Annotated in this window: 16 protein-coding genes; 7 read left to right on the top strand and 9 right to left on the bottom strand. The window is 74.2% G+C overall.

The window, feature by feature from the left end; translation table 11 throughout:
• Positions 1-50: 50 nt before the first annotated feature.
• On the bottom strand, positions 51-1,031 hold the full coding sequence (locus ACQP0T_RS16745) for an NAD(P)H-binding protein (protein WP_433868903.1): 981 nt from the start codon (positions 1,029-1,031) through the stop codon (positions 51-53).
• Positions 1,032-1,139: 108 nt separating this feature from the next.
• On the opposite strand from ACQP0T_RS16745, the gene ACQP0T_RS16740 reads away from it, so the two are divergent.
• Complete coding sequence (locus ACQP0T_RS16740; RefSeq protein ID WP_433868902.1) at positions 1,140-1,847, top strand: TetR/AcrR family transcriptional regulator; 708 nt, start codon at positions 1,140-1,142, stop codon at positions 1,845-1,847.
• A 217-nt stretch (positions 1,848-2,064) separates the two neighbouring features.
• On the opposite strand, the gene ACQP0T_RS16735 is transcribed toward ACQP0T_RS16740, so the two are convergent.
• The 4 genes from ACQP0T_RS16735 to mrf all read right to left on the bottom strand — a co-directional run bounded on the left by ACQP0T_RS16735 (position 2,065) and on the right by mrf (position 5,029).
• Positions 2,065-2,247, bottom strand: a complete 183-nt coding sequence (locus ACQP0T_RS16735; protein ID WP_433868901.1) for a hypothetical protein — start codon at positions 2,245-2,247, stop codon at positions 2,065-2,067.
• A complete protein-coding gene (locus ACQP0T_RS16730) occupies positions 2,205-3,347 on the bottom strand; it encodes an MFS transporter (RefSeq protein WP_433868900.1) in 1,143 nt (380 codons plus the stop codon). The genes ACQP0T_RS16735 and ACQP0T_RS16730 overlap by 43 nt, the downstream gene beginning before the upstream one ends.
• Positions 3,348-3,586: 239 nt before the next feature.
• Positions 3,587-3,739, bottom strand: a complete 153-nt coding sequence (rpmF, locus tag ACQP0T_RS16725) for a 50S ribosomal protein L32 (protein WP_345360997.1) — start codon at positions 3,737-3,739, stop codon at positions 3,587-3,589.
• Between the two features lie 63 nt (positions 3,740-3,802).
• Entirely contained in the window at positions 3,803-5,029 is a 1,227-nt protein-coding gene (gene mrf / locus ACQP0T_RS16720) for a ribosome hibernation factor-recruiting GTPase MRF (protein WP_433868899.1), read from the bottom strand.
• A gap of 85 nt (positions 5,030-5,114) precedes the next feature.
• Between mrf and rpmB the strand changes: the two genes are divergently transcribed.
• From rpmB to ACQP0T_RS16695, 5 genes are all read left to right on the top strand, one after another.
• Positions 5,115-5,351: a 50S ribosomal protein L28 gene (gene rpmB, locus ACQP0T_RS16715; RefSeq protein WP_433868898.1), complete on the top strand. Its 237-nt coding sequence runs from the start codon at positions 5,115-5,117 to the stop codon at positions 5,349-5,351.
• 16 nt (positions 5,352-5,367) lie between these two features.
• Complete coding sequence (gene rpsN, locus ACQP0T_RS16710) at positions 5,368-5,673, top strand: 30S ribosomal protein S14 (protein ID WP_433868897.1); 306 nt, start codon at positions 5,368-5,370, stop codon at positions 5,671-5,673.
• Positions 5,674-5,678: 5 nt separating this feature from the next.
• Positions 5,679-5,909: a 30S ribosomal protein S18 gene (rpsR, locus tag ACQP0T_RS16705; RefSeq protein ID WP_433873751.1), complete on the top strand. Its 231-nt coding sequence runs from the start codon at positions 5,679-5,681 to the stop codon at positions 5,907-5,909.
• Positions 5,910-6,069: 160 nt separating this feature from the next.
• Complete coding sequence (locus ACQP0T_RS16700) at positions 6,070-7,371, top strand: amidase family protein (protein WP_433868896.1); 1,302 nt, start codon at positions 6,070-6,072, stop codon at positions 7,369-7,371.
• Entirely contained in the window at positions 7,344-7,649 is a 306-nt protein-coding gene (locus tag ACQP0T_RS16695; RefSeq protein WP_433868895.1) for an amidase family protein, read from the top strand. Before ACQP0T_RS16700 ends, ACQP0T_RS16695 begins: the two co-directional genes overlap by 28 nt.
• A gap of 41 nt (positions 7,650-7,690) precedes the next feature.
• Here the strand turns inward: ACQP0T_RS16695 and ACQP0T_RS16690 are convergent, their stop codons facing one another.
• The 4 genes from ACQP0T_RS16690 to ACQP0T_RS16675 form a co-directional block, all read right to left on the bottom strand.
• Positions 7,691-8,134 carry a hypothetical protein gene (locus tag ACQP0T_RS16690; protein ID WP_433868894.1) on the bottom strand — a complete coding sequence of 148 codons (444 nt, stop codon included), beginning with the start codon at positions 8,132-8,134 and terminating at the stop codon, positions 7,691-7,693.
• Between the two features lie 24 nt (positions 8,135-8,158).
• Positions 8,159-9,340 carry a DUF6745 domain-containing protein gene (locus tag ACQP0T_RS16685; protein WP_433868893.1) on the bottom strand — a complete coding sequence of 394 codons (1,182 nt, stop codon included), beginning with the start codon at positions 9,338-9,340 and terminating at the stop codon, positions 8,159-8,161.
• 111 nt (positions 9,341-9,451) lie between these two features.
• Complete coding sequence (locus ACQP0T_RS16680) at positions 9,452-11,188, bottom strand: FAD-dependent oxidoreductase (protein ID WP_433868892.1); 1,737 nt, start codon at positions 11,186-11,188, stop codon at positions 9,452-9,454.
• A gap of 286 nt (positions 11,189-11,474) precedes the next feature.
• Entirely contained in the window at positions 11,475-12,110 is a 636-nt protein-coding gene (locus ACQP0T_RS16675; RefSeq protein WP_433868891.1) for a TetR/AcrR family transcriptional regulator, read from the bottom strand.
• Between the two features lie 165 nt (positions 12,111-12,275).
• Here ACQP0T_RS16675 and ACQP0T_RS16670 point away from each other — a divergent pair, with 165 nt between their 5' ends.
• A complete protein-coding gene (locus ACQP0T_RS16670; RefSeq protein WP_433868890.1) occupies positions 12,276-13,781 on the top strand; it encodes a flavin-containing monooxygenase in 1,506 nt (501 codons plus the stop codon).
• Positions 13,782-13,788 lie beyond the last annotated feature (7 nt).

The following is a 13,788-nucleotide window of genomic DNA, read 5'->3' as shown; positions in this document are numbered from 1 at the left end:
CGCAGCGGCTGGTCCCGGTCGGACCAGCCGCTGCGACGACCGCACGGTGCTCAGGCCGCCGCTGGATCCGGGTGCGGGATCGCGGTGTCCGAGGTGGAGCGTTCCCGCGCGGCCGCGACCGTGCGGTCCACGGCGTCTTCCCAGGGCGTGGGTTCGAGCCCTTCCTGCGTGGTGAGGATACCGGGTGCCAGCGCGCACGGGCGGTGCCACAGGTCCTCGAGCCGGGACAGCTCGCGCGCCAGGGTCGAGAACGGTGCGGCGGCGCGCATCGCGCGGCGTGGGATGCCCAGCGGTGCCCTGCGGCGGACTCCGCCGACGTCGGCCGCACGTCCGGCCAGTTCCCGCATCGTCCTCGGCGGGGCGGTCGGTGCGTGCAGCACGCCGTCGGCCGGCAGCCGGTCGAGATGCCGGGCGGTGTGCAGCATCGCGGTGGCCAGGTCCGGGATGAACGTGAGCGAGTGCGGGGCGTCGAGGGCGCCCGGGAGCACCGCGCGCCGATCCGCGAGCACCGGTTCGATGACGGTCGTGCAGGCGACCGAGGCGCCGGTGCCGAGGCTGGTGGGCCCCACGAGGTCGGAGGCCACGATGCTCGTGGTCCGGGCGGCGTGGGCGCGACGCCGATCGATGAGCAACCGCCGGATCCGGCCCTTCTCGTCCCGCGGCGCGAACTCCGCCCCTTCGCGCAGGTCGGAGGCCAGCCCGACGAACGGGTACATCGACTCGGGGAACACGATCGGTACGTCGTGGCGGGCGGCCGCGTCCAGCACCGCCTCCTCGCGCGGTGGCAGGTCGCGCCGCCAGATCCGCGAGTCGTAGGGGGCGTGGAAGCAGGCGTGGACGGCGTCGGCGCCGCGCAGCGCCTGCTCCAGGGCGGCCGGATCCAGCACGTCGCCCGTCACCCGCGAGATCCCGCGGTCCTCGTGCTCCTGGACCTCGCTGCGGCGCAGGATCGTCACGGTGTCCCCGTCCCCGATCGCCCGCGCGATGATCTCGCGCCCGATCTGCCCTTCGCCGATCACCAGGTGGTGCATCGCTCCCCCTCCGCAAACTGTGAGCACTGCTCTCTGTCTGACCAAGAGTGAACACCGCTCTCGCCCCGCGCGTCAAGAGCGGTGCTCTCTGTTTGGCACACTGCGAGGATGGCGGATACCCCGAACCCCCGGCCGACGGCACGAAGCCGAGCCCGCGAGCAGACGATGCGGCGCATCATCGCGCTCGGCAACGCCCAGCTCGCCGAGCACGGGCCCGAACAGCTCAGCGTTCGGGAAATCGCCCGCGGTCTCGGGATGGTTTCCTCGGCCGTGTACCGCTACGTCGTCAACCGCGACGAACTGCTGACGCTGCTGCTGGTGGACGCCTTCGACGATCTCGCCGATGCTGTCGAGGCGGCGATCGCGGAAGTACCGGCGGCGGGCCCCGCGGAGCGGTTCACGCGCCTCGCGCACGCCGTGCGCTCCTGGGCGATCGTGAACCCCGCCCGGTGGGCTCTGCTCTACGGCACCCCGGTGCGCGGCTATGCGGCTCCGGCCGAGATGACCACCGGGCCGGGCACGCGGGTCCTCGCCCGGCTGCTCGAGGTCGTGGCCGAGGTCGATGGTGTCCCCGCCGCGCCGGAGCTGGGAGCGGAACTCGCGGCAGCGCTCGAGCGGGGATCCCATGAGCTCGGGACCGATGCGTCGGCCTCGACGGCGCTGCGGGCGACCGTGCTGTGGAGCGGCCTGGTGGGGGTGGTCAACGGGGAGCTCACCGAGCAGTACGGCGCGGAGTTCGCTCCGGTCGCCGAGGAGCTGTTCGCCGCCCAGATCGAAGTTCTGCGGGGCCTGCTCGGGGCGGAGCGCGGCTGCTGACCTTCCGTCCTGCCCCGGTCGGTCGCGGGAGCGGTGTCCGCACGCCGCCGAGGTCGCCGCGGTACCGAGGTCCGGGCGGCCGGGTACGTCACGACGACTCCCGCGCGGTCGGCGTTCGTCGCCGCCGCGTTCAGAACATCGGCGACGTCGCGTGGAACGACGGGAACGCGCACGTCCAGCCGGATTCGCAGCCGAGCGCTCCTCGCAGCCGCGGTGCTCAGGCCGCGGCGGGTTCCGGTTGCGGGTCGGTGAGCGGGTGGGCGAGCTCCTCCTTCGGCAGCCGCGCCAGCACGATGGTGACCAGCGCCGCCAGCAGCGGGATCACCGCGGCGATCAGGAACGTCGGGGTGAGGCCGATCAGCGCGGCGACCGGTCCGGCGACGGCCAGGGACAGCGGCATGAGGGCGATCGAGACGAAGAAGTCCAGGCTCGACACCCGGCCGAGCAGGTGCGGTGGCACGAGCCGTTGGAGCAGCGTCCCCAGATGACCATCGGCGCGGAGAACAGCGCACCGAGCACGAAGGCCGCGATCGCCACCGTCAGCAGCCGGTCGCTGACCGCGATCAGCGCGAACGAGGTGCAGGACAGCCCCCACATGCCGAGGGTCGCGGTGAGGTAGCGGCGGGGGATCCGCAGCGAGGTCATCACCGCCGAGCCCGCGGCACCGCCGATCCCGAAGGCGGCCATCATCCCGGCGTGGGCGGAGGCGTCCCCGCCGAGGTGGTCCTTGATGAAGAACGGCAGCAACACCTGGAGCGGTCCCATCACCGCCAGCACCAGCAGCGCCGCGAACAGCAGGCTCGACAGCAACCAGCGGGTCGAGACGACGTACCGGAACCCTTCGAGCAGGTCGGCCACCGCCGAGCGCGGGGCGGTGCCGCGGGCCCCGCGCAACGGCGTCGCGGGCACGGTGGTGAGGATCCCGGTGGCCAGCAGCGCGCAGCAGGACGCGGCGGCGAGGGCGATGCCGGGGGACAGCGCCCCGATGATCAGGCCGGCCACCGCCGGTCCGGCGGCCTGCTGCACGGTGGGCCGCAGCGCGCCCTCGAACCCGTTGACCGCCATCAGGTCGTCCGCGGCGACCAGCGCCGGGATCCACGCCGAATACGCCGGGTAGTAGAACGCGGAGGCCATGCCGCCGACGAACCCGATGACCACCAGGTGCCACAGCCGGGTCTGACCGGTCAGCGAGAGCACCGCGGCGGCGCCGAAGCAGGCGGCCTGCACGCCGTGCACCCCGAGCAGGATGTGCTTCTGCGGCAGGCGATCGGCCAGCACCCCGCCGACCAGGCCGAAGACCAGCGTGCCCGCCGAGGCCGCCGCGCCCACCGCGGAGAGCTCCGGCGGTCCGCCGCCGATGCGGATCACCTCCCACACCTGCGCCACCGCCCACAGCCCGCTGGTGAACAGCGAGAAGAACAGCGAGACCGCGAGCCTGCGGTAGGCGCGGTGCCGGAACGGCAGCAGCGCGCGCGGGAGACGACGGGCGGGGGTCGTCATGGACGTTCCTCCTGGCGGGTGCGGCGGATCCGGCCCCGGTGCGCGGACCATCGTGGCAGGACCGGCCGACACCCGCGGTGGAGCCGCGAACCGGTGCCGGTCACGATCACCACGCTAGGAATTCCAGCGCGGTCGAGGTCAAGCCGGATGTCGTCCGGCGGCGGCTCCGCCGCGGCGAACGGGCACCACGCGCCGACGGGGACCTGCCGGTGAGCGGTAGGTCCCCGTCGGTGGTCGGTTCAGCGTCCGTGGAAGTGGCGGATCAGCTTGCGCGGCACCAGCTTCCGCTCACCGTCGACCACGATCGGCACCAGCTCGGGTGCGGCGGCCTTCCACCGCGCCCGCCGGTGGCGGGTGTTGCTCCGGGACGTCTTGCGCTTGGGCACTGCCATGTCTTCCTCCTCGATCGGGGGCGGCGCGGGACGGCCGCCGGGATTCCGCCGCGCGAGCGGGGCTCAGCCGTGCTGGTCGCGGGGAGCGGGCTCGCACGGGTCCTCGTGCCAGGTGATCGCCGACTCGGCGGGGGCGCGCCACGCCTGCTCGCCCGAGGCGAGCTCGTCGTCGGTGAGCAGCGCGCCGCGCAGCGCGCGCAGCACGTCGCCGGGGTCGGCTTCGTGGACGAGGACGACGAGTTCCTGCATCCGGTCGCCGTAGTGCTCGTCCCAGTGCAGCGAGGCACGCAGCCGCTGCTCCACCGGTACCTCCGCCCACCGCTCCGGGGGCAGCGCGGCCAGCCACGGCCCGGCGTGGCCGAGGTGCAGCCCACCGCCCGCCGATTCCAGCCACAGCACGCTGTCGGGATCGCCGGCCACCCACGCCCGGCCGCGGGCGCGCACCACCCCGTCGAGCAGCGCGTCCAGCGCTTCGTGCAGGCGTTCGGGGTGGAAGGGGCGGCGTTGTTCGAACAGCACGACCGCGACCCCGGCGACCGGTTCCATCGGTGGCTGCCCGCGCAGCAGCGGCCCGTGCGCGCCGTCGACCGCGCCGCGCCGGGCATCGGCCGGGATCCGGTCCAGCAGCGCGGGCACGTCGAGTCCGCCGAGCGCGGTGCGCGGTGCGGTCGGTGCCAGCCGCGCGAGCACCGCCTCGGTGCGCCTGGCCCGCCAGCGCTCCGCTTCGCCGGCCAGGACCACGGCGTCGGCGAACTCCACCTGGCCGACGGCGACCTGGGCGACCGTGCGCTCGTCGTCCGCGCTGCCGCCGAGCCCGCGCTCGCGCAGCTCCTCGTCGCCGCCGGCGTCGTCGAGCCAGCTCGGCAGGTCCACCACCGCGAGCGCGGCCCGCACCTCGACGTCCTCGGCCACCGGGGCGTCGTCGACCACGACGTGCTCGATCGCCCAGCAGATCGCCTCCGGTTCCAGCGCCGGGTCGAGCCGCACGACGATGCGCCGCACCCCCGGCGTGCGGGCCAGGCGGCGCAGCAGCGGCAGGAAGTCCTCCCGCAGCGTGCACGAGACGCAGCCGTGGGCGAGTTCGAGCACCGCGGTGTCCTCGGCCTCGCCGTGCCGGACGTGGCGGCGCAGCACGCCTTCGGGCAGGGTGCGCAGGTCGTGGTGCACCACGGCGGTGCCGCGCGGATCGGTCGCGCGGACGGCGTCGGTGACGGCGGTGACCGGTTCCTCGGGAAGACCCGCCACCAGCAGCAGCGGCACTCGGGAGGTCCGGGTCGGCTGGCTCCGCACGTGCGCCTCCAATCGACAATGGTTTTCAATTGCTTGCCGGGACGCTACACTAGTTGAAAACGGATGTCGTTATCAGGAGGTTGTGGTGTCCGTCCGATGCCAGGTGACCGGGCGCGTGCCCGGACACGGCAAGCAGGTCTCCCACTCGCAGCAGCGCACCTCGCGGCGCTGGCTGCCCAACGTGCAGCGGCGCCGGTACTGGCTCCCGTCGGAGCAGCGCTGGGTGCGGTTGCGGGTGTCGGCGAAGGGGGTCGGGACGATCGATCGGCGCGGCATCGAGGCGGTCGTCGCCGAGCTGCGCGCCCGGGGCGAGCGGGTCTGAAGGCGGGAGGGGAGCAGTGGCCAAGAAGTCCAAGATCGCCCGCGATCAGCAGCGCCGCGTCGTCGTGGCCCGCCACGCCGAGCGCCGCGCCGAGCTCAAGCGGATCATCAAGGCGCCGGGCAGCACCGTCGAGCAGCGCACCGCCGCCCTCGCCGAGCTGTCCCGCCAGCCGCGCGACGCCAGCGCGACCCGGGTGCGCAACCGCGACGTCGTCGACGGCCGTCCGCGCGGCTACTTCCGCAAGTTCGGGCTCTCCCGGGTGCGCCTGCGCGAGCTCGCGCACCGCGGCGAGCTGCCCGGCGTGACCAAGTCGAGCTGGTGACGGCGATGGCGCGCGCCCGCTACAGCCCCCCGCGCCGGGAGAACCTGTTGCGCCGCGCAGGGGTCACCGAGGTGGACTGGAAGGACGTGTCGCTGTTGCGCGAGTTCCTGTCGCCCCGAGGCCGGATTCGTTCCCGCCGGGTCACCGGCCTCGGCCCGAGGGAACAGCGCCAGGTCGCCCGGGCCATCGCCCAGGCGCGGGAGATGGCGCTGCTGCCGTACCCGACGCAGCGCTGACCCCGCTTCCGCCGCACCGCGGCGGACCCGCCACCCCCGGTCGCTCCCGCGTGTTCCCGGCAGAGCTCGCTCCGGGCACCGGGGGTGGTGCGGCCCGGTCGTCCTGCGGCGGGACACCGGCGTTCGTACCCTCGGCACGTCCACCATTGGGGGAGTGGCCATGCTTGCGAGGCGACGGCTGTTATCGGTGGTGCTGGCGGTACCGCTGCTGCTCGGGACCGGGGCGGCGGAGGCCGCACCGCCCGGCCCGGTCCAGGTGGTCGGGCTCGACGTCGTCGGCACCGCCCGGCTGCTGGCCGAGGGCCGGACCACCTCGGTGGCGCTGGTCGAGCGGTACCTGCGCCGCATCGACGCCTACGAGGACGCCTACGCCGACCAGCCGGGCGTGAACGCGATCATCGCGGTCAACCCGCACGCCGCGCGGCGGGCCGGCGAATTGGACGCGGAACGGCGGCGCGGCGCGGTGCGCGGACCGCTGCACGGCGTCCCGCTGGTGCTCAAGGACAACGTGGACGTGCGCGGGATGGCCACCACCGGCGGCTCGGCCGCGTTGCGCGGTTCCCGGCTGCACGACGACGCGACGCAGGTCCGGCGGCTCCGCGAAGCCGGCGCGATCGTGCTGGCCAAGACCAACATGCACGAGTTCGCGATGGACGTCACCACGGTCAGCTCGGCCGGCGGCCAGACCCGCAACCCCTACGACCAGCGACGCCACCCCGGCGGGTCCAGCGGGGGCACCGGGGCGGGCGTGGCGGCGGCCTTCGCTCCCGCGGGTCTGGGCACCGACACCTGCGGATCGCTGCGCATCCCCGCCGCGCACACCAACCTCGTGACCCTGCGGGCCACCACGGGACTGTCCAGCCTCGACGGAGTGCTGCCGTTGGCCGGCAGCCAGGACGTGCTCGGGCCGATGGCCACCTCGGTCCGCGACGTCGCGGTGGTGCTCGACGCCACCGCCGGACCCGATCCGGCTGACCCGGCGACCGCGCAGGCGCACGGGCACGTGCCGCCGAGCTACCTGCGGGGGTTGCACCCCGACGCGCTGCGCGGCGCGCGGCTCGGCGTCGTCACCGACTACTTCGGCGACGCGGCGGCCGAGCGGCCGACCAGCGCCGTGGTGCGCACCGCCATCGCGGACATGACCGCCGCCGGAGCGCACGCGGTGGAGCTCGGCCCGCTGCCGCGGATCACCGGCGAGCTCGCGGAATCCAGCCGCATCAAGCACGAGTTCGAGCACCACCTCAACACCTACCTGGCGCGCACGCCCGGCCCCCGGAGCTCGCCGGGCTGGAACCGCCCCGCGACCGGACGACCCTGGACGACGTGGTGGCCTCCGAGGCGGCGATCCCGGAGGTCCAGCAACGCCTGCGGACGCTGCTGGACAGCCCCGCGCTGCCGAACGACGCGCACGACGAGGCGCTGCGCCGGCGCGACGTGCTCCGGCGGCAGCTGCACGAGCTGATGGTCGCCCACGACCTCGACGCGCTGGTCTACCCTTCGGTCTCCGCCCCGCCGACGGAACTCGGCACCCGCCAGTCGCACCTCAACTGCCGGCTCGCCGCGCACAGCGGCTTCCCGGCGCTGAGCGTGCCCGCCGGGTTCACCCCGGACGGGCTGCCGATCGGCGTCGAACTCATGGGCGCGCCCTTCGCCGAACCGCACCTGCTCGCCTTGGGCCACGCCTACGAACAGCGCACCCACCACCGCGTCCCACCGCCCACGACCCCACCGCTGCCCTGATGGGCGCCGTCCTGGTCGCTTCCGCCCACAGCGGACGGTCGTCAGTCGGCGACCAGGACGCGGCGGGGGCCGGAGCTGCGGGCGGCGCCGCGTTCCTGCTGGCGCCGCACCAGCCAACGGCCGGGTGCCACCCCACTACCGCCGTGCTCCGGGTGCACCAGGAACGCCGGGGCGGTGTTCTCGAACGCCGCGATGGTCAGGCCCAGCGGGTCGTGCACCGCGGGGCTCCACCGGCAGGTGTCCCGATCGGACACCAGGGTGTGCGGGTTGCCGCCCGCCGCGCCGCGCAGCAGCTCCACGCCTTCCGGCGGAACGGGGTGCCAGCGGGCGCGGGTGGGCACGGTGATGGTGCCGAGCATCGCCAGCGGCAGGACGAGCAGGTCGCCCTGCGCCTGGAGGCCGTCGAGCACCGGTACGGACAGCTCGCGTTCCAGGTGGTCCAAGGCGTCGAGGCCGGTGCGGTCGAGGAGTTCGGCGAGATTCATCTGCATCACCTCGGGAAGTCGTGATCAGGTGCGGCGGAGCAGCCGCGCGTACTGGGCTCCGGTGAGCCCGTAGGACCACCCGGCCGCGTCGACCGGGTCGCGGAACCAGGGCGGCACGTGCAAGCCGTAGCGGCGCCGGGTGCCGTCGCGCTCGGCGGAGCCGTTGACGGCCAGCAGCAGCTGGACCGAGCCGCCCGACTGCCGGTACGGCACGTCGTAGAGGTGCAGTTCGCAACCCGGGTTGCCCGGATCGGGAGCCGCGCCGACCAGCGCCAGACCGGCCACGTCGGCGTAGCGCTCCCAGCCGCCGAGGCGCTCGATCGCGCAGCGCCGCACCTCCACGTTGCGCTCGGCGGCGATCCGCTCCGGTGCGGGGTCCTCGATCACCCAGGCGGGCACCCGGGTGCCGTGCCAGGAGTGCACCGCCCAGCCGTCCGGGTACACCACGGCCGGTCCGGTGGCGGCGTGCAACCGCAGCTCACCGGTGCTCGCACCGGGCATCGGTTCGACGCGCACGGCGGCGGGGCGTTCGGCGACCACGCACCGGCCCTCGCGCGGCCACCACCAGCCGGCGGAGCGGGCCAACAGGGCCCACGGTTCCAGGGCGTCGGTGTCGTCGAACCGCCACAGCCGCCGGTGCACGTCGCCGTGCGCGATCCAGTCGACCTCGTGCTGCCCGAACCAGCACAGCCCGGTCGGCCCGGGCAGCGCCGACTTGACCGGTCCGGCCACCGCGTCCCGGATCCGGCGGCGCAACGCGCGGTGCACCTCCTCGGCCAGCACCGGGCGCAGCGGTGCACCGGAGCGCAACGCGGTTTCCGGATCGGACGGTGGATCGCGCGGCTCGGGGACGCCGAGGGGGTCGCCGAGCCGTTCCCGCAGGGACGACATCAGCGACGCCAGCCGGTGTTCCACCGCGGTGAACCGCGCCGGGGTGGGTGCGGTCGACGCGGGCACCGAACGCAGGGCGGCGGCCGGGGAATCCACCCACTCGAACGCGGGCGGTGGCGCGCCCACCCTCGCGTACAGCGCGGTGATCGCCGCCTCGGCGGCGGCCCGGTCGGCGGGAGCGCTGCGCAGCGCGTGGCGCTGCCAGTCGGCGCGGATCTCCACCGCTCGCCGCCAGCGCGCGAGGCGCCGGTCCAGCGCGGAACGGTCGGAGGGGAGCGGGGAACGGCGGGCCCGGCGCCCGCGGCGCCCGCTCAACGAGTCAGGGCGGTCGCGCCCTTTCCGGTAGGCATGCCGTGATCGTGGCATCCCCGCCCGGCGCCCCGCAACCTCCGCCCGCACCGCGCCGGGCGGAGCGGGCATCGGGCTTCAGCGGGACAGCACCGCCGCGAGGGCGTCGCGGAGCCGGGCGGCGGGGTCCTCGGGCAGCGCGGCGCTGCGCCAGGCGACGTGGGCGTCGGGGCGGACCAGCAGCACGCCGTCCTCGGCGATCTCGCTGAGCCGGGACCAGTCGTCGTAGAGGTCGGTGTAGGGCCGGCCGGGGCCGATCAGGTGCGCGTCGACCTCGACGCCGAGTTCGGCGCCGATCTCGGCGGCGGCGTCGACCCAGGGCTGCCCGCCGAGGCCGGTGAGCACGGTGAAGCGCCCCCGGCCGACGAGGTCGTGGGTGGAGACCTTGTGCCCGTCGCGGCCCAGCCAGGCGTGCGGCAGGCGGGCGCCGGGCCAGGTGGTCGGGTGGTGGTGCAGCTCCGGATCGCGGGTGTACTCCGGTTCGGGGGTGCCGTCGCCGACGACGGCCGTGGAGGCGTAGCGCTGGCCGAGTTCGACGCCCAGCGCGTTGAACTCGTAGTTCTTCAGCTCCATCGCCTTGCGCAGCAGCTCGCGCTTGCGGGCGCCCTCGGGCGTGGCGTCGCGGCGGGAGTCGATCGCCGCCCGCATCGCCTCGGTGTCCTCGGTCTCGTGCACCCCGAGCGCGTCCAGGATGGCGCCGAACTCCTCGATGGACTTGTTGGCCCGCAGCACGATCTGCTCGCCCACCGGGGCGCGCTCGGCCTCGTAGCTGTCCAGCAGCGCCTCGCCCGCGACGCCGCGCAGCACGTGGGCGAGCTTCCAGGCGAGGTTGTAGGAGTCGCCGATGGAGGTGTTGGAGCCCAGCCCGTTGGACGGCGGGTGTCGGTGCGCGGCGTCGCCCGCGATGAACACCCGGCCCTGCCGGTACCGGGTGGCGTACATCTTGTTGTTGCCCCACAACGACATCGAGCGGATCGTCACCGGGATCGAGGGATCGCCGACGAGTCCGCGCACGATCTCGGTGGCCATCGCCTCGTCGAGTTCCGGCGGCGGCTGGTCGATGTCGTAGCCCCAGGTGGCCAGCCACTCGTTCCACGGCCGCACCATCCGGACCAGGCCCAACCCGATCCCGCCGATCGTCGCGCCGGGTTGCAGCACCCAGTACAGCACCGACGGCCGGTGCTCGACCAGGTGCGACAGGTCCGCGTCGAAGACGATGTTCATCGACCCCGCCACGTCCATCTCGCCTTCCATCGGCAGCTCGAGGTCGGCGGCGACCTTCGAGCGGCCCCCGTCGGCGCCGATGGCGTAGCGGGCGCGGACGCGGTACTCGTGGCCCGTCGAGCGGTCCCGGACCAGCGCGGTGACCCCGGAGTCGTCCTGGGTCAGCGACAGGTACTCGGTGTCGAAGCGGAACCGGGTGCCGCGCTCGGCGGCGGCGGAGACCAGGATCGGCTCGAACAGGTGCTGCGGCAGGTCGCAGTTCATCGACGGGCTGGCCATCACGTAGTCGGCCTCGCGCTGCGGGTGGGTGCCCCAGGTGCGCACCCGGCCGATCTCCTCACCGGCCAGCGACGAGCAGAACACCGTGTCGCCGATCAGGTGGTGCGGCGTGGCCTTCGCCTTGACCTGGTCCTCGATCCCCATGTCCCGCATGATCTCCACCGTGCGCTGGTTGGTGATGTGCGCGCGGGGGGTGTTGGCGGTCCACCGGTACTTGGAGACCACGAGGTTGTCGACGCCGTAGGTCGACAGGAACAGCGCCGCCGAGGCCCCGGCCGGCCCGGAGCCGATGATCAGGACGTCGGTGGTCAAGTCGGGGGGCGTGGACACGTCTGCTGGCCTCCGTGGCGTGGTGGGCTGCTGCGGGCGGGCGACGTGGCGGGGCGTCCGCGTTCCGCCGGGTGCCGCGCCCGGTCGCGTGCCGATGGTAAGCGGCGGCGCAGCGTGATGATCATGGCCGCGATCCGCCGCGGCACGGCCCCGCGGGCGGCGCCGACCTGCCGGATCGGCCGCCCCGCGCGTCACCGAGCGCGACGACCGCACGCAGCGTCGCGGACCCGGTACGTCCGCTTCGGCCCGTGATGATCACCACAGGGGATCAGGTCTCGTCGCGCAGCGTCCGGACGTAGGAGAGCAGGGCGCGGCGCACTTCGGCGCGCACGGCGGGGTCGGTGGCCCCGGCGCTGCGCCCGACCGCGTAGAGCCCGTTGCTGATGTGCACGATCACCGAGGCCGCGGTCTCCCGGCGTTCCGGCGGCATGGCCGGTGCCAGGACCTCCAGCCGCTGCACCAGGCGGCTGCGGATCGCCTCGACCACGCCGGGCGCGGCCGGGGGCGAGGTCGACGAGCTCAGCAGGAACCCCAGCAGTCCCGGCGGGTCCTCGTTCAGCGCGGCGTGGATGTCGAGCACCTCGTCGATGAGTTCGGCGGGCTCGGCGTCGAGCGCGTCGCGGAGCCGCTCGTCGAGCGCCGCCCCGAGCCGGATCGTCCACTGCTCCTGCAGCGCCGTGAGGATCGCGTCCTTGTCGGCGAAGAACTGGTACAGCGAACCGACCGAGACGCCCGCCCGCGCGGCGACGAGGTTCGTGTTGACCTCCGCGTACCCGCGCTCGGCGAACAGCTCGCTCGCCGCGGTCAGGATCCGCTCGACGAGCTCCCGGCTGCGCCGCTGCTTCGGCATCCGGCGGCGCCCGGGCGTGGGTGCCGCCGCACCGCCGGGTTCCGGCACGGGCATGGTGGCCGCTCCTCCCCGTGGAACGCGAGTGATCGCAGCATCACCGCAGGTGCGAACGCGAGTTGTCAAATGCGAGTTATTGCTCGGATAATAGTCCTGGGCGGGAGCTGATCGCCAGCGCGGCGGCTCCGGCGGGCCGGTCGTTCCACGCGGAGGAGTCCATCCATGACCAGCAGGCACTGGGACGTGCTCATCGTCGGTGCCGGTCTCTCCGGCATCGGTGCCGCCCACCGGATCGGGTCGGCGGCGCCGGACCGCGACTACGCGATCTTCGAGGCGCGCGGCGCGATCGGCGGCACCTGGGACCTGTTCCGCTACCCGGGCGTGCGGTCCGATTCGGACATGCACACCCTGGGCTACCCGTTCCGCCCCTGGACGCGGCGCGAATCCATCGCCGACGGTGCGTCGATCCGCGAGTACATCCGGGACACCGCGGCCGAACACGGCATCGACCGGCACATCCGGTTCCACCACCGCGTGGTGGCCGCCGCCTGGTCCTCGGCGCACGCGCGGTGGACCGTCGAGGTCGAGGTCGGCCCGGAGCGGCGGACCGAGACCCACACCTGCTCGTTCCTGTACCTGTGCAGCGGCTACTACGACTACGACCACGGGCACGTGGTGGACTTCCCCGGCCAGGAGCGCTTCCGCGGCCGGATCGTGCACCCGCAGCACTGGCCGGCGGACCTCTCCTACCGGGGCGAGCGCGTCGTGGTCGTCGGCAGCGGCGCCACGGCGGTCACGCTCGTGCCGTCGATGGCCGAGGATGCCGCGCACGTCACCATGCTGCAGCGTTCGCCCACCTACATCGCCTCCCGGCCGGACGTCGACCCGCTGGCGGAGCGGTTGCGCGCGCACCTGCCCGACCGGCTCGCCTACCGGCTCGTGCGCGGCAAGAACATCCTCACCGGCACGCTGGTCTACCGGCTGTGCCGCCGGTGGCCGCGCCGGGCGGCCCGGGTGCTGCGCGACGGCGTCGCCGGGCAGCTCCCGGACTCCGTCCCGCTCGACCCGCACTTCGCACCCCGCTACGACCCGTGGGACCAGCGGCTGTGCCTGGTGCCCAACGGCGACCTGTTCCGGGCGCTGCGGGACGGCCGGGCGAGCGTGGTCACCGACGGCCTCGAATCCTTCACCGAGCACGGCGTGCGGCTCACCTCGGGCGAGGAGCTGGCGGCCGACGTCGTGGTCACCGCGACCGGGCTGGAGATGCTGGCGTTCGGCGGGATCGACCTGACCGTGGACGGCGAAGCGGTCGACCCCGGTCGCCAGGTCGTCTACAAGGGCATGATGTTCAGCGGGGTGCCGAACCTGGCGTGGTCGCTGGGCTACACCAACGCCTCCTGGACGTTGCGCTCGGACCTCACCGCCCGGTACGTGCGTCGGGTCCTCGACCACATGCGGCGCCACGGGCACACCACCTGCCTGCCCCGACCGCGCGGCGCCGGGGCGCGGCGCTCGGAGCGGCCCATCCTGGACCTCTCCTCAGGTTACGTCATGCGGGCCGCCGACCGGCTGCCGAAGCAGGGTTCCCGGCGGCCGTGGCGGCTGCACCAGAACTACCTCGTGGAGCTCCCCGCGATGCGGCTCAGCCGCGTCGACGACGGCTCCCTGCTGTTCAGCCGGACCGCCTCGGCGCCCGACCGATCCGCGACCACCGCACCCACCCGCTGAGGAGATC

Source organism: Saccharopolyspora sp. CA-218241, assembly GCF_050954615.1.
Classification (GTDB): domain Bacteria; phylum Actinomycetota; class Actinomycetes; order Mycobacteriales; family Pseudonocardiaceae; genus Saccharopolyspora; species Saccharopolyspora cebuensis.
This window is presented reverse-complemented; position numbering and strand designations above follow the sequence as displayed.

What these genes read in the sequence shown, in the direction of transcription:
- ACQP0T_RS16745 (WP_433868903.1), bottom strand. Translation starts at nt 1,031, where the DNA reads ATGCACCACCTGGTGATCGGCGAAGGGCAGATCGGGCGCGAGATCATC.
- ACQP0T_RS16740 (WP_433868902.1), top strand. Translation starts at nt 1,140, where the DNA reads ATGGCGGATACCCCGAACCCCCGGCCGACGGCACGAAGCCGAGCCCGC.
- ACQP0T_RS16735 (WP_433868901.1), bottom strand. Translation starts at nt 2,247, where the DNA reads ATGCCGCTGTCCCTGGCCGTCGCCGGACCGGTCGCCGCGCTGATCGGC.
- ACQP0T_RS16730 (WP_433868900.1), bottom strand. Translation starts at nt 3,347, where the DNA reads ATGACGACCCCCGCCCGTCGTCTCCCGCGCGCGCTGCTGCCGTTCCGG.
- rpmF (WP_345360997.1), bottom strand. Translation starts at nt 3,739, where the DNA reads ATGGCAGTGCCCAAGCGCAAGACGTCCCGGAGCAACACCCGCCACCGG.
- rpsR (WP_433873751.1), top strand. Translation starts at nt 5,679, where the DNA reads ATGGCGCGCGCCCGCTACAGCCCCCCGCGCCGGGAGAACCTGTTGCGC.
- ACQP0T_RS16700 (WP_433868896.1), top strand. Translation starts at nt 6,070, where the DNA reads ATGCTTGCGAGGCGACGGCTGTTATCGGTGGTGCTGGCGGTACCGCTG.
- ACQP0T_RS16690 (WP_433868894.1), bottom strand. Translation starts at nt 8,134, where the DNA reads ATGAATCTCGCCGAACTCCTCGACCGCACCGGCCTCGACGCCTTGGAC.
- ACQP0T_RS16675 (WP_433868891.1), bottom strand. Translation starts at nt 12,110, where the DNA reads ATGCCCGTGCCGGAACCCGGCGGTGCGGCGGCACCCACGCCCGGGCGC.
- ACQP0T_RS16670 (WP_433868890.1), top strand. Translation starts at nt 12,276, where the DNA reads ATGACCAGCAGGCACTGGGACGTGCTCATCGTCGGTGCCGGTCTCTCC.